The 12,955-nt window shown below is 69.4% G+C and carries 12 protein-coding genes; 7 read left to right on the top strand and 5 right to left on the bottom strand.

Going from position 1 to position 12,955, the window contains the following annotated elements:
- Positions 1 to 26: 26 nt before the first annotated feature.
- The 3 genes from IJ15_RS0112125 (at position 27) to IJ15_RS0112115 (ending at position 3,098) form a co-directional block, all read left to right on the top strand.
- On the top strand, positions 27 to 725 hold the full coding sequence (locus tag IJ15_RS0112125) for an enoyl-CoA hydratase/isomerase family protein (protein WP_031938603.1): 699 nt from the start codon (positions 27 to 29) through the stop codon (positions 723 to 725).
- A gap of 88 nt (positions 726 to 813) precedes the next feature.
- Positions 814 to 1,950, top strand: a complete 1,137-nt coding sequence (locus tag IJ15_RS0112120) for a M20 family metallopeptidase (RefSeq protein WP_197059811.1) — start codon at positions 814 to 816, stop codon at positions 1,948 to 1,950.
- Positions 1,947 to 3,098 (top strand): M20 family metallopeptidase, encoded by a 1,152-nt coding sequence (locus IJ15_RS0112115; protein ID WP_031938601.1) that lies wholly within the window; start codon positions 1,947 to 1,949, stop codon positions 3,096 to 3,098. Before IJ15_RS0112120 ends, IJ15_RS0112115 begins: the two co-directional genes overlap by 4 nt.
- 7 nt (positions 3,099 to 3,105) lie before the next feature.
- Here the strand turns inward: IJ15_RS0112115 and IJ15_RS0112110 are convergent, their stop codons facing one another.
- Positions 3,106 to 3,576: a gamma-glutamylcyclotransferase gene (locus IJ15_RS0112110; RefSeq protein ID WP_031938600.1), complete on the bottom strand. Its 471-nt coding sequence runs from the start codon at positions 3,574 to 3,576 to the stop codon at positions 3,106 to 3,108.
- Positions 3,577 to 3,779: 203 nt separating this feature from the next.
- On the opposite strand from IJ15_RS0112110, the gene IJ15_RS0112105 reads away from it, so the two are divergent.
- Together IJ15_RS0112105 and IJ15_RS0112100 are read left to right on the top strand one after the other, a co-directional pair.
- Entirely contained in the window at positions 3,780 to 5,183 is a 1,404-nt protein-coding gene (locus IJ15_RS0112105; protein WP_031938599.1) for an NAD(P)H-quinone dehydrogenase, read from the top strand.
- Between the two features lie 190 nt (positions 5,184 to 5,373).
- Positions 5,374 to 6,600: an aminotransferase-like domain-containing protein gene (locus IJ15_RS0112100; protein ID WP_051918804.1), complete on the top strand. Its 1,227-nt coding sequence runs from the start codon at positions 5,374 to 5,376 to the stop codon at positions 6,598 to 6,600.
- A gap of 57 nt (positions 6,601 to 6,657) precedes the next feature.
- On the opposite strand, the gene glpK is transcribed toward IJ15_RS0112100, so the two are convergent.
- Complete coding sequence (gene glpK, locus IJ15_RS0112095; RefSeq protein ID WP_031938597.1) at positions 6,658 to 8,172, bottom strand: glycerol kinase GlpK; 1,515 nt, start codon at positions 8,170 to 8,172, stop codon at positions 6,658 to 6,660.
- A 75-nt stretch (positions 8,173 to 8,247) separates the two neighbouring features.
- Between glpK and IJ15_RS0112090 the strand changes: the two genes are divergently transcribed.
- Positions 8,248 to 9,981 (top strand): glycerol-3-phosphate dehydrogenase/oxidase, encoded by a 1,734-nt coding sequence (locus tag IJ15_RS0112090; protein ID WP_031938596.1) that lies wholly within the window; start codon positions 8,248 to 8,250, stop codon positions 9,979 to 9,981.
- Positions 9,982 to 9,995: 14 nt separating this feature from the next.
- On the opposite strand, the gene IJ15_RS0112085 is transcribed toward IJ15_RS0112090, so the two are convergent.
- A complete protein-coding gene (locus tag IJ15_RS0112085) occupies positions 9,996 to 10,535 on the bottom strand; it encodes a hypothetical protein (protein ID WP_031938595.1) in 540 nt (179 codons plus the stop codon).
- A 20-nt stretch (positions 10,536 to 10,555) separates the two neighbouring features.
- On the bottom strand, positions 10,556 to 11,494 hold the full coding sequence (locus tag IJ15_RS0112080; protein ID WP_031938594.1) for an oxygenase MpaB family protein: 939 nt from the start codon (positions 11,492 to 11,494) through the stop codon (positions 10,556 to 10,558).
- Between the two features lie 84 nt (positions 11,495 to 11,578).
- On the opposite strand from IJ15_RS0112080, the gene IJ15_RS0112075 reads away from it, so the two are divergent.
- Entirely contained in the window at positions 11,579 to 12,181 is a 603-nt protein-coding gene (locus IJ15_RS0112075) for a TetR/AcrR family transcriptional regulator (RefSeq protein WP_031938593.1), read from the top strand.
- Here the strand turns inward: IJ15_RS0112075 and IJ15_RS0112070 are convergent.
- Positions 12,166 to 12,951: a DNA-formamidopyrimidine glycosylase family protein gene (locus tag IJ15_RS0112070; RefSeq protein ID WP_031938592.1), complete on the bottom strand. Its 786-nt coding sequence runs from the start codon at positions 12,949 to 12,951 to the stop codon at positions 12,166 to 12,168. The two genes, IJ15_RS0112075 and IJ15_RS0112070, sit on opposite strands and share 16 nt — an antisense overlap.
- Between the last annotated feature and the right edge of the window lie 4 nt (positions 12,952 to 12,955).

Here is a 12,955-nt window from a genome sequence, read left to right as displayed (position 1 = left end):
TGTTACTCACGGGTAGTATCCGGTTCATGCCATACCTGAATCGCCAAGGCGACGTCTTCGTCCTCCACCTCGGCAACGAGGGCGAGACGGACAACGAGAATCGGTTCCATCCGGACTGGATCGACGCGATGCACGCGTCGTTGGACGAGGTCGAAGCGCACGAGGGCCCCGCGGCGCTGGTCACCACGGCCACCGGCAAGTTCTTCACCAACGGCCTCGACACGGACTGGATCTTCGGCAACCTCGACAAGCTGCCCGGCTATCTCGATCGCGTCCACACGGTGTTCTCGCGCATCCTCGAGTTCCCGATGGCGACGGTCGCGGCAGTGCAGGGGCACGCGTTCGGCGCCGGTGCCATGCTCGCCAGCTCGCACGACTTCCGGGTGATGCGCAGCGACCGCGGCTACTACTGCCTGCCCGAGGTCAACCTCAGCATGCCGTTCACGGTGGGGATGTCGACGCTGCTGTCGACGCGGCTGCCCCGTCAGACCGCGGTGGAGGCGATGACGACCGGTCGCCGGTACGGCGGCGCCGACGCGCTCGCCGCGGGGATCGTCGACGACGCCGTCGAGGGGGACCTGGTGCTCGGTGCGGCCGTCGCGCGCGCGTCGGCACTGGTGTCGACCCACGGCGCGAACCTGTCCGGCATCAAGCGCGGTCTCCACCGCGAGACGCTCGAGGCGCTGCGCACCGCGACCGACGAGAGCAACTTCAAGTTCGGATAGACGGGCCCGGCCGCGCGGGGGTGAGAGACTGGGATCTGTGAAGCCAGGATCCCCGTCGGCCGCTCTGTCCGCCTCGGTGTCGGACACGGTGTCGGCGGCGCGATCCGATCTGGTCGCGTTGTCGCACTCGGTCCACGCCGAGCCCGAGCTCGCGTTCGAGGAGCATCGCAGTGCGGCCAAGGTCGCCCAGATGTTGCGGGAGCGCGGGTTCGAGGTGCGCACCGGGGTGGCGGACCTGTCGACTGCGTTCGACGCGTCCTTCGGTAGCGGAGATCTGGTGCTCGCCGTCCTCGCCGAGTACGACGCGTTGCCCGAGATCGGGCATGCGTGCGGGCACAACGTCATTGCCGCCTCCGCGGTCGGCGCCGGCCTCGCGCTTGCACCGATCGCCGACGCCCTGGGGATCACCGTCCGTGTGATCGGGACTCCGGCGGAGGAATCGGGCGGCGGCAAGGTCCTGATGCTCGAGCGCGGCGTGTTCGACGACGTGGCCGCGGCGTTGATGGTGCATCCGGGTCCGTTCGACATCGTCGGCGCGGCCTCGCTCGCGCTGGCCGACATCGCGGTCACCTACACGGGCCGGGAGGCGCACGCGTCGGCCGCGCCGGAGTTCGGGCGTAACGCCGCCGACGCGACCACCGTGGCGCAGGTTGCGCTGGCGCTGCTGCGGCAGCATCTGTCGCCCGGGCAGCAGTTGCACGGCATCGTCAGCGACGGTGGCGTGGCGCCCAACATCGTCCCGGCGCACGCCGAGATGCTGTACTACCTGCGGGCACGGACCGCGGAGTCGCTCGACGAACTGGCCGCCCGCGCCGGGGCATGTTTCGCGGCGGGTGCCCTGGCGACCGGGTGCACCCACGACGTGCGGACGGTCTCGCCCGCCTACACCGAGTTGCGGCCCGATCCGTGGCTGGCGGACGCCTACCGCGAGGAGATCGTCGACCTCGGCCGCACACCGCTCCCGGTGGAACTGGAATCGTCTCGCCCGCTGGGCAGTACGGACATGGGCAACGTGACGCACGTTCTCCCCGGCATCCATCCGGTGGTGGGGATCGACTCCGGTGGCGCGGTGACCCACCAGCCCGAGTTTGCGGCGGCCGCGGTCAGCGAGTCGGCCGACCGGGCCGTACTGGACGGCGCTACGGCGTTGGCGCGCACGGCGATCCGCGCCGCACTCGACGAGGGTCAGCGCGCGCGCCTGCTCGAGGGGGTGGCGCGACGGTGAACGAGGGCATCGAGAGGTGGCTCGCCGAGCACACGATCGACCTGTCGCGCTGGCGGCGGCACTTCCACGCGAATCCGGAACTGGCCCGGCGCGAGTTCGCGACCACCGCCTTCGTCGCGCGTCACCTGTCGGCGGCCGGGATGTCGCCGTTGCTGCTGCCCGGTGGGACGGGCGTGATCTGCGACATCGGTCCCGGCGGGATGCGGATCGGTCTGCGCGGCGACATGGATGCACTGCCGCTGCAGGAGGCCACCGGCGCGCCGTACTCGTCGACGGTGCCGGGGGTGGCCCACGCGTGCGGCCACGATGCGCACACCGCGATCCTACTGGGCACCGCACTGGCATTGAATTCGTTGCCGCAGTTGCCGATCGGGGTGCGTTTCATCTTCCAGCCGGCGGAGGAGGTGATGCCCGGTGGCGCGCTCGACGTCGTCGCCGCCGGTGGCATGCAGGGGGTGTCGCGGATCTTCGCGCTGCACTGCGATCCGCGGCTCGAGGCGGGCCGGGTGGGGGTCCGCGTCGGCGCGATCACCTCGGCGGCCGACACCGTCGAACTCGTGCTGGACTCACCGGGCGGGCACACGTCCCGGCCGCACCTGACAACCGATCTGGTGTACGCGATCGGCACCGTGATCACGGGACTGCCGGGCATGCTCAGCCGCCGCATCGATCCGCGCAGCGGCACCGTGATGGTGTGGGGCGCGGTGAGTGCGGGCCAGGCGCCCAACGCGATCCCGCGCAGCGGCATCCTCACCGGAACCGTCCGGACCGGCGACCACGACACGTGGGCGCTGCTCGAACCGACGGTGCGGGAGATCGTGCACGGACTGCTGGCGCCGACCGGCGTGCGGTACGAGTTGAACTACCGTCGCGGGGTGCCGCCCGTCGTCAACGACGAGGTGTCGGCGCGCATGTTCGAGGACGCGGTCCGGGCGATCGGGCCCGACGCTCTGGCCGACACGCCGCAGTCCGGCGGCGGTGAGGACTTCTCCTGGTATCTCGAGGAGGCGCCGGGTGCGATGGCGCGACTGGGGGTGTGGTCGGGCCACGGGGAACAACTCGACATCCACCAACCGACGTTCGACCTGGACGAGCGGGCGCTGACGACCGGCGTCCGGGTGTTGACGAACCTGGTGCTGCAGTCCTGAGGGCCGGTTACGGGGTGCCCGGTCCCACGTTGCGGCTGTTGCGGGTGCGCAGGCTCCGCACGTAGTCGGCGGGGGCGCCGGCGATCTCCGCGGCGTCGGCCATCACGCCCAGGTAGCGGGCGGACGGGAGCCCGCCCTCGTAGGCATCGAGCACGTACAGCCAGGCCAGGGTGGGGCCGTCGGCGGTGTCGACGCGCAGGCGGATCTTGCGGTGGATGCCGAGTTCGGAGCCCTCCCAGCGGTCGAGGCGCTCCTCGTCCTCGGCGGGGACGTCGTACAGCACGACGAACACCTTGGCGTCCGGGTTGTCGGGATCCTCGACGACCGTCGCGAGCGCACCCTCCCAGCCGATGTCGCCCCCGCTGAAGGTCAACCGCCAGCCTCGGAGCCATCCGGTGCCCGCCATCGGCGAATGCGGGCAGCGTTCGAGCATCTGTTCCGGATGCATGTTGGACCCGTAGGCGGCATAGATCGGCACGGCGGCAAGCCTAATCGGTGTTCTCGGCGTGGGGGTAGCGGGCGAACCGTCGGCGGTCGCGATCCGATGCTCTCGACGGTTCCGATTGCACATCGGCGGTGGTCGAAAAGGGGGCCACGGCCTGCGTGTTCCCGGTCACTGGAATAGCGTTGTACGCGGGCCTGGCTGGAGATCCCGGCCGGCGCGGTGAGCTTGGAGGACGAATGACCCGGATCGTAATCATCGGTGGCGGACCTGCTGGATACGAGGCAGCGCTGGTGGCCGCACAGTACGGCGCTTCGGTGTCTCTGGTCGACTCCGACGGCATCGGCGGTGCGTGTGTGCTGTTCGACTGCGTTCCCTCCAAGACGTTCATCGCGTCCACCGGCATCCGCACCGACATGCGTCGCGCCACCGACCTGGGGATTTCTCTCGATCCCGCGAGCGCGACCATCTCGCTGCCGCAGATCAACTCCCGCGTCAAGAACCTCGCCCAGGTCCAGTCCTCCGACATCCGGGCCCGCTTACAGAGCGTGGGTGTCCAGCTGCTGTCGGGCACCGCCGAGATCATCGACTCGCAGATCGGTATGGCCGAGCATCAGGTCCGCGCCACGTTGACCACCGGTGAGGAGAAGGTCCTCGATGCCGACGTCGTGCTCGTCGCGACCGGTGCCAGCCCGCGCGTGCTGCCCGGCGCGGTGCCGGACGGGGAGCGGATCCTCACGTGGCGCCACCTGTACGACCTCGAGGAGCTGCCGTCGCACCTGGTGGTCGTCGGTTCCGGTGTCACGGGTGCCGAGTTCGTGTCCGCGTACACCGAGATGGGCGTCAAGGTGACGCTGGTGTCCAGCCGGGATCGCGTCATGCCGCACGAGGACGCCGACGCGGCGCTCGTGCTCGAGGACGTGCTCGCCGAGCGCGGTGTGACGCTCGTCAAGCACGCGCGTGCCGACGCGGTCGAGCGCACCGAGGACGGCGTCGTCGTCAAGCTCGCGGACGGCCGGACGGTGTACGGCAGCCACGCCCTGATGGCGGTCGGTTCCACGCCGAACACTGAGGGCCTGGGGCTCGAGAAGGTCGGCATCGAACTCGACCAGGGCGGCTACCTCCGCGTCGACCGGGTCTCGCGCACGTCGGTCTCGGGGATCTACGCGGCCGGTGACTGCACGGGTCTGCTGCCGCTGGCGTCGGTGGCCGCGATGCAGGGCCGTATCGCGATGTACCACGCGCTCGGCGAGGGCGTGAGCCCGATCAAGCTCAAGACGGTCGCCTCCGCGGTGTTCACCCGTCCCGAGATCGCGAACGTCGGCGTCAGCCAGGCCGCGATCGACAGCGGCGAGGTCCCGGCCCGCACCGTGATGCTGCCGCTCAACACGAACCCGCGCGCCAAGATGTCGGGTCTGCGTCGTGGCTTCGTGAAGATCTTCTGCCGCCCGGCCACCGGCGTGGTCATCGGCGGTGTCGTGGTTGCGGCAACGGCGTCGGAGCTGATCCTGCCCATCGCGATCGCGGTGCAGAACAACCTGACGGTCAACGATCTGGCGCAGACGTTCTCGGTCTACCCGTCGCTGTCGGGTTCCATCACCGAGGCCTCGCGTCAGCTGATGCGACACGACGACCTGGACTGACCCCGATCGATCCCGACATCTGGGAGACGATTTCCAGATAGTGGATGTGATGTGGGATGATGCGAGGGGTCGAGAACCGTCGGCCCCTCGCATCGCTCTCCGCCCCGTGGATCCGGGACGACCTGGGTGTTCCTGCCTTCGTCCTTCGCCGTCGTGTGTACGACGGCCGTCCCCGCCGCGGAGTCGCTCCATGTCACTCGATTCGTCCTCGCTCGATTCGCCCCTGCACCTGTCCTCGCGGATGGCCGGGCTGCGCAGTTCCGCCATCCGCGATCTGCTCACCCTCACCGCCCGCCCGGATGTGATCAGCCTCGCCGGCGGATTGCCGGCCACGGAACTCGTTCCCCGCGAACGAATTGCCGAGGCAGCCCAGCGCGCGCTCGCCGATCCGCGCTCCGTCCAGTACGGCGAGACGTCCGGCTGGGCGCCGCTGCGCGAGACCCTCGCCGCCCGCGAGAGTGAGCGGGTGGGGCGTCGGATCGAGTCGGCCGAGGTGGTCGTCACGCACGGCTCGCAGCAGGCGCTGAGCCTGCTCGCGCAGGTGCTGCTCGATCCGGGTGATGTCGTCGTGGTCGAGGAGCCCGGCTACACGGGAGCCCTGCAGGTGTTCCGCACCGCGCAGGCCACGTTGGTTCCCGTCGGACTGGACGCGGACGGCATGGACACCGTCGCGCTCGAGCGGTCGCTACGGGAAGGCCTGCGCCCCAAGGTCGTCCACACGGTCAGCAACTTCCACAACCCACGTGGGGTGGTGCTGTCCGCGGAGCGGCGCGCGCACCTCGCGAATCTCGCCGACCGGTACGGGTTCTGGATCATCGAGGACGATCCGTACGGCGAACTGTGGTTCGACGAACCGGCGCCCGACCCCGTCGCGACGCACTCGGATCGGGTGCTGCGACTGTCGAGCGGTTCCAAGACCCTCGCGCCGGCGTTGCGGATCGGGTGGCTGCACGGCGACCGGCGAGTGTGCGAGGCCGTCGAACTCCTCAAACAGGGTGCCGACCTGTGTGGTTCGTCGCTGACCCAGCGGATCGCCGCCGAACTGCTCGATGACACCGAGTGGCTCGACGGCCACCTCGACTCGGTCCGCGCGGCCTACGCGGCCCGGGCGGGTGCGCTCGTGCGTGCTCTGGGGTCGGCTTTCGGCGATCGGATCTCGCACGCCCCGATTCACGGCGGCATGTTCTGCTGGGTCGAGTTCTCCGACGGCACCGACACCGCGACGCTTCTGGACGCCGCGGTACGGCACGGCGTCGCCTATGTGCCGGGCGGGGCGTTCGGCGTCGCCGACCCGCATCCGTCCGCGGCCCGCCTGTGCTTCGCGACGTACGACGGCGCGGTGCTCGCCGACGGCGTCGAGAGGCTGCGCACCGCCCACGATGCGTTCACGCTCGACCCCACGCCGCGCGCGAATTGACCTCCCGCGTCCGCGATTGCGTGTGCGGGAGGTGAATCTGCGCGCGGGACGGCCGGATCAGGACGCCGGCTCGTCCTCGTCGGTCCAGCCGTAGGTGCGTTCGACGGCCCGGTTCCAGCCGCGGTAGAGGCGTTCGCGCTCGGACTCGTCCATCTGCGGCTCCCAGGTCTTGTCCTGTGCCCAGTTGTCGCGGATGTCGTCCTCGCTCTTCCAGAAGCCCACCGCGAGTCCGGCGGCGTACGCGGCGCCGAGCGCGGTGGTCTCGTTCACGACGGGCCGGGTGACCGGGACGTCGAGGATGTCGGACTGGAACTGCATGAGCGTCTCGTTGACGACCATGCCGCCGTCCACCTTGAGCGAGCTCAGTGCGACGCCGGAGTCCGCGCGCATCGCCTCGATGACCTCGCGGGTCTGGTAGGCAGTGGCCTCGAGTGCGGCGCGGGCGAGGTGCCCCTTGTTGACGAAACGGGTCAGGCCGGCGATGACGCCGCGGGCATCCGGTCGCCAGCGGGGTGCGAACAGGCCCGAGAACGCGGGCACGAAGTAGGCGCCGCCGTTGTCGTCGACGGTCTGGGCGAGCGGCTCGATGTCCTTGGCGGACTGGATGATTCCCAGGTTGTCGCGCAGCCACTGGACGAGTGATCCGGTGACGGCGACCGAACCCTCCAGTGCGTAGACGGCCGGCTTGTCGCCCAGCTTGTAACAGACGGTGGTGAGCAGGCCGTGTTCACTGTGCACCGGCGTGGTGCCGGTGTTGAGCAGCAGGAAGTTGCCGGTGCCGTAGGTGTTCTTGGCTTCGCCCTCGGACAGGCATGCCTGACCGAACGTCGCGGCCTGCTGGTCACCGAGGATGCCCGCGATGGGGATACCCCCGGAGATGCCGGGCAGTGCGAGATCGCCGTACACCTCGGAGGAACTGCGGATCTCCGGCAGCATCGACATCGGGATGCCCATCGCGTCGCAGATGTCCCGATCCCAGTCGAGGGTCCGCAGATTCATCAGCATGGTGCGTGACGCGTTGGTCACGTCCGTGATGTGCAGTCCGCCGGTGAGATTCCAGACGATCCACGAGTCGATGGTGCCGAAACACAGTTCGCCGGCCTCGGCGCGCTCGCGGGCGCCGTCGACGTTGTCGAGGATCCAGCGCACCTTGGGGCCCGAGAAGTACGTCGACAGCGGAAGCCCGGTGGCGTCGCGGAAGCGGTCGCGGCCGTCGTCGCCGGCCAGCTCGTCACAGAGTCGATCGGTGCGGGTGTCCTGCCAGACGATCGCGTTGTAGACGGGTTCGCCGGTTGCGCGGTCCCACACCACGGTGGTCTCGCGCTGATTCGTGATGCCGACCGCGGCGATGTCCTGCGCCGTGAGGTTCGTCTTCGCGAGCACCGAGCCGACCATCTCGCGGGTGTTGTTCCACAGTTCGCCCGCATCGTGCTCCACCCAGCCCGGTTTCGGGAAGATCTGGGTGTGTTCCTTCTGCGCGACGCCCACGACCAGGCCGTCGTGGTCGAAGATCATGCATCTGCTCGACGTGGTTCCCTGGTCGATCGCGGCGATGTACTGGCTCACGGGCATCCTCGTCTCTCGGGCAGTCTGCGCACGAAGCTACTAGCCTGGGGGCAGATTCGCCGACAACCACGGGAGCCCGAGTTGGACAAGCAGCCTGGTGTGCAATTCCTCGGTCCGCAGCAGCGTGAGCAGGCCTGGGAGAAGTTGGGGTCCGAGCAGTTCGACGTCGTGGTGATCGGTGGCGGCGTCGTCGGTGCCGGAGCGGCTCTCGACGCCGCGACGCGCGGACTCAAGGTGGCGCTCGTGGAGGCGCGCGATTTCGCGTCCGGGACGTCGTCGCGTTCGTCGAAGATGTTCCACGGCGGCCTGCGCTACCTGGAGCAGCTCGAGTTCGGTCTGGTGGCCGAGGCGCTGCACGAGCGGGAACTGTCGATGTCGACGCTCGCGCCGCACCTGGTCAAGCCGTTGAAGTTCCTCTTCCCGCTGACGCATCGGGTGTGGGAGCGGCCGTACATGGCGGCCGGATTCCTCCTCTACGACCGGATGGGCGGCGCGAAATCGGTGCCGGCGCAGAAGCATCTGACGCGGGCGGGCGCGCTGCGGATGGCCCCCGGACTCAAGCGGCATTCGCTCGTCGGTGGAATCCGCTACTACGACACCGTCGTCGACGACGCCCGCCACACCATGACGGTGGCGCGTACCGCGGCGCACTACGGTGCGGTCGTCCGGACCTCCACCCAGGTGGTGGGCTTCCTGCGGGAGGCCGACCGGGTGTCCGGTGTGCGGGTCCGGGATTCCGAGACCGGCGAGACCACCGAGGTCTGTGGTCACGTCGTCATCAATTCCACGGGGGTGTGGACCGACGAGATCCAGTCGCTGTCCCGGCAGCGTGGACGGTTCCGGGTGCGGGCGTCCAAGGGCGTGCACATCGTGGTTCCGCGCGACCGGATCGTCAGCGATGCCGCGATCATCCTGCGCACCGAGAAGTCGGTGCTGTTCGTGATTCCGTGGGGTGGCCACTGGATCATCGGCACCACCGACACCGACTGGAATCTCGACCTCGCGCATCCCGCCGCGACCAAGGCGGACATCGACTACATCCTCGGCCACGTCAACGAGGTGCTGGTCACCCCGCTCACCCACGACGACATCGACGGCGTGTACGCGGGCCTGCGTCCGCTGCTGGCAGGGGAGAGCGACGAGACGTCGAAGCTGTCCCGCGAGCACGCCGTCGCACGGGTCGCGCCGGGGCTCGTCGCGATCGCGGGCGGCAAGTACACGACGTACCGGGTGATGGGGGAGGACGCCGTCGACCTGGCGTCGGAGGACATTCCGGCCCGCGTCGCGCCGTCGATCACCGAGAAGGTGCCGCTGGTCGGTGCCGACGGCTACTTCGCGCTCGTCAACCAGGCCGTCCACCTCGGTCAGCTCCACGGGCTGCACCCGTACCGCGTCAAGCATCTGCTCGACCGGTACGGCTCGCTCATCGACGAGGTCCTGGAACTGGGCAAGGACGCGCCCGAACTGCTCCAGCCGATCACCGACGCGCCCGACTACCTGCAAGTGGAGGCCGTGTACGCGGCCGCGGCCGAGGGCGCCCTGCACCTCGAGGACATCCTGGCGCGGCGCACCCGCATCTCGATCGAATACCCGCACCGCGGCGTGGACTGCGCCGAGCAGGTCGCCAAGCTCGTCGCGCCGATCCTCGGTTGGGACGCGGCCACGATCGACCGCGAGGTGGAGACCTACCGGGCGCGGGTCGAGGCCGAGATCCTGTCGCAGGCACAACCCGACGACGCCTCCGCCGACGCCCTGCGGGCCGCGGCACCCGAGGCGCGGGCGGAGATCCTGGAACCGGTGAAGGGCGGCAACTAGGGGGCGGATCGCCGCTAGTGGGTCAGCACGACCTTGAGGATCACGATCGCCGTCGCGACCACTGCCAGCGCGCCGGCGGCGAACAGCGTGCTGCCGGAGGGGCGTTCGCCGCGCAGTCGGGTGATGACAAAGACCATCGACGCGATGCGGATCAGGATCGCGACCTCGGCGATCACCTGTGCGGTGAACGGCTCCAGCCACCCGAAGACCGCGGTCGCCAGGACGGCGATCGGGACGACCGCGGAACTGAGGACCGGTACGGAGTCGCGCAACTCCGCGAGCCGTTCGCCGGCCGTCAGTTGCCGGCCGGAGCGGACCGATTTGCCCACGCCCTCGGCGAAGGCGTGGGCGATGAAGGTCGACAATGCGGTTCCCGCGACGATCGCGATGGTGCGAGTGTCGTTGCGGGCCACGGTCTCGGGAATCAGCGCCGCGAGGATCAAGATGTTGCCGTACACGTACGCGCTGATGCGGCTCGCCGCGTTGTCCTTGTCGAGTGGCTTCGAGCGGCTCAGTAGTGGGCCGTGCATGAAGGATTCGAGATCCGATGGCATGCATCAGAGCTTCGCACAGGTCAGACCACCGGTGGGGAGTAGTGGCTCGGATCGTTGCGCTGCGCGAGCGGCGGCAGATTACGCGCGGGGGTGTGTACCAGCGGCGCATCCGCCGGTGACCGTCCACTGACCCGGTCCATGCCTCCGCGGGCCCGCGGGTGCTTGCGTTTGCGCTCCGGGACGAGACGGAAGACGGCGTTCACGAGGCGGCCGACGCGGCGGTGCGCCCACGCGTCCACCGGTCCCCAGCGGTAGCCGAGCAGATCCCGCACCGGCTGGTCGTACATCCCGACCGTGAGCCACACGAACCCCTTCGACACCGGGATGCGGGCAATCCTCCAGATCGGTTCCGGCATCCACATCAGGAAGGGGGGACGGCCGATGTCCGACAGGTCGAGTACATCGCGGGTGGCCTTGTTGTCCTCGAGGACGTTGCGGCACATGTGATCCCAGTACTTCTGGAAGTCCTCCCACGTCTGCGGCACCGGGCGCATGCTCATCCCGTACAGCCGATACCACTGGATGTGTTCGGTGAACAGTTGCCGCTTCTGGGCCTCGGTGATGCCGCCGGCGAAGTTGTCGGCGGTGAGGATCGTGCCCATGAAGAACGTGGCGTGCGCCCAGTAGAACGTCTCCGGATCGAGTGCGTGATAGCGGCGGCCCTGCGCGTCGACGCCCTTGATGTCGCGGTGGTAGTCGCGGACCTCCTCGGCCGTCTGCTGCGCGCGGTCGCCGTCGAACACCACGCCGCCGATCGGATAGAGCGAGCGGAACAGGCGTTCCCACCGCTCCTCGAAGAACCGGGAGTGCTGCTCCACGCCGGCACCCAGTCCGGGGTGCATGTTCTGCATCGACCCCGCCCACAGGCCTTGCAGCATGCCGCGCCAGTCGCCGAAGTAGCGCCACGTGAGCGAGTCGGGGCCGAGCGGTATCGGCGCCGACGTGTCCGAACGGGTCATGCGAGCCGCCTCCCGGAAGCAATTGACTACACCCGTTGTCAGATTAGGATCGGGTGCGGTACGCGGTCAAGGGTCGGAGGTGCGGTGGGTACGCAGCGGACGTGGGCGGGCACCGGCATCGAGGAACGCCGTGCCGCCCGGCGGGACGCCCTGCTCGCCGCGGGCATCGAACTGCTGGGCGCGCAGGGCGGTGCAATCGTCGGGGTCCGGGCGGTGTGCCGCGCCGCCGGGCTCACCGAACGGTACTTCTACGAGAGTTTCGCCGACCGCGACCAATTCGTGCGGGCGGTGTACGACCATGTCGGTCGGCAGGCGCACGACGCCCTTGTCGAGGCCGTCGGCTCCTCCGTGTCGCCGCAGGATCGAGCTGCTGCGGCGGTGGCGGCCTTCGTCGAGATGATGGTCGACGACCCGGCGCGCGGCCGGGTGCTGCTGCTCGCGCCGCTGACCGAGCCGGCGCTGGGCGGGCAGGGGTTGCAGCTCGCGCCGGCCTTCGTGCTCCTGGTGCACGAGCAACTGGCGCAGCTCACCGATCCCGAGGAACGGCAGATGACCGCGGTTGCACTCGTCGGTGCTCTCACGAGCCTGTTCATCGGCTACCTCGACGGCACGGTCACCGCTTCGCGGGAGCGGTTCGTGGCGCACTGCGTCGAACTGGTGTCCGGGGCCGGTCAGCGCCGCGGCTGACAGCGGGGACAGTAGAAGATCGAACGCTCCCGGCCGGGTTCCTCGCCGAACTCGTCGGCGACGATCAGTGAGCCACAGCGCAGGCACGGTTTGCCGCCGCGCCCGTACACCCAGTCCCGTCGTCCGGGTCGCCGATCACCGGTGGTGACGCGGACGGGGCGGTCGCGGTTGGCGTTCAGCAGTCGGTGCGCGAGGTCGACCACCTTGCCGAGGTCCGGAACCTGGTCGGTGGGGGTGCGTGGATCGATGCCGCGCAGAAAGCAGATCTCGTTGCGGTACACGTTGCCGATGCCCGCCATGACGCGCTGGTCCAGCAGTGCTTCACCGATCGGACGGTGTCCTGCTGCCGCCAGATTCGCGGTCGCGACGACGGCGTCCCAGTCGGTGCCGAGCAGGTCGGGTCCCAGATGTCCCACCACGTCGTTCTCCTGTGCCCGGCCGATCACCTCGGTGATGCCGAGTGAGAAACCCACGGCGACAGCTTCTTCGGTTCCCAGAATGATGCGAGCCTGATGGGCGGGGCGCTTCCACCGCGCGCCGCGCGGGTACACGTGCCACGCACCCTCCATCTTCAGGTGGGTGTGGATCGTGTGCTCGCCGATGCGGGTCAGCAGGTGCTTGCCTCGGGCCACGACCGAATCGACCGTCCGCCCGGACAGGTCGACGGTGGCGTAGCGCGGCACCCGGACGTCGCATTCGGTGAGGACGCGGCCGGTGAGCGCGGTGTCGAGGCGGTGCGCCGCCTGCCACACGGTGTCTCCCTCGGGCATATCG

This window comes from Prescottella defluvii (assembly GCF_000738775.1).
Taxonomy (GTDB): Bacteria; Actinomycetota; Actinomycetes; order Mycobacteriales; family Mycobacteriaceae; genus Prescottella; species Prescottella defluvii.
This window is presented reverse-complemented; position numbering and strand designations above follow the sequence as displayed.